Source organism: Streptomyces sp. NPDC048392, from assembly GCF_043200575.1.
In the GTDB taxonomy this organism is placed as follows: Bacteria; Actinomycetota; Actinomycetes; order Streptomycetales; family Streptomycetaceae; genus Streptomyces.
On sequence record NZ_JBICYB010000102.1, the window covers coordinates 1 to 1,341 of the forward strand.

A 1,341-nucleotide genomic window follows, 5' to 3' on the forward strand; every position below is an offset into this window, starting at 1 on the left:
GATGTCGCAGATGGTGGCGCCGGAGGTGAGGGACGCGCCGATGTGTGCGTCGAGGCCCTTGATGGTGCCGGACTTGTGGGCGTTGAGGGGTTGTTCCATCTTCATGGCTTCCAGGACGACGACGAGGTCGCCTTCCTGGACGTGCTGGCCGTCTTCGACGGCGATCTTGACGATGGTGCCCTGCATGGGGGAGGCGAGGGTGTCGCCGGAGGCGGCGGGGCCGGATTTCCTGGCCGCGCGGCGTTTGGGGCGGGCTCCGGCCGCCAGGCCGGTGCGGGCCAGGGACATGCCCAGTGAGGAGGGCAGGGACACTTCGAGGCGTTTGCCGCCGACTTCGACGACGACCGTTTCGCGGCTGTTGTCCTGGTCCGTCTCGGTGTCGGCGGGTGCGGTGAAGGGGGTGATGTCGTTGGTGAACTCGGTCTCGATCCAGCGGGTGTGGACGGTGAACGGTTCGGTGGAGCCGGTCAGTTCCGGGGCGAAGGCGGGGTCGCGGACGACCGTGCGGTGGAAGGGGAGGGCGGTGGCCATGCCGTCGACGGTGAACTCGTCCAGGGCGCGGGCGGCGCGCTGGAGGGCTTCGGCGCGGGTGCGGCCGGTGACGATCAGCTTGGCCAGCAGGGAGTCCCAGGCCGGGCCGATCACCGATCCGGATTCGACGCCGGCGTCCAGGCGGACGCCGGGTCCGGCGGGTGCCTCGAAGCGGGTGACGGTGCCGGGGGCGGGCAGGAAGCCGCGGCCGGGGTCCTCGCCGTTGATGCGGAACTCGAAGGAGTGGCCGCGCAGGGCGGGGTCGTCGTAGCCGAGTGCCTCGCCGTCGGCGATGCGGAACATCTCGCGGACCAGGTCGATGCCGGCGACTTCCTCGGTGACCGGGTGTTCGACCTGGAGGCGGGTGTTGACCTCCAGGAAGGAGATGGTGCCGTCGGTGCCGACGAGGAACTCGACGGTGCCGGCGCCGACGTAGCCGGCTTCCCTGAGGATCGCCTTCGACGACGCGTACAGCTCGTCGAGCTGTGCCCGGGACAGGAACGGGGCGGGGGCTTCCTCGACGAGTTTCTGGTGGCGGCGCTGCAGGGAGCAGTCGCGGGTGGAGACGACGACCACGTTGCCGTGGGTGTCGGCCAGGCACTGGGTCTCCACGTGGCGGGGTCTGTCGAGGTAGCGCTCGACGAAGCACTCGCCGCGGCCGAAGGCGGCCACGGCCTCGCGGACGGCGGAGTCGTACAGCTCGGGGACCTCCTCCAGGGTGCGGGCGACCTTCAGGCCGCGGCCGCCGCCGCCGAAGGCGGCCTTGATCGCGATGGGCAGGCCGTGTTCCTTCGCGAAGGCCACGACCTC

At 70.9% G+C, this 1,341-nt stretch carries 1 protein-coding gene; it reads right to left on the minus strand.

Going from position 1 to position 1,341, the window contains the following annotated elements:
• The coding region (locus ACGFYH_RS37360; protein WP_393807623.1) for a biotin/lipoyl-containing protein at positions 1 to 1,341 on the minus strand (1,341 nt) is incomplete at both ends.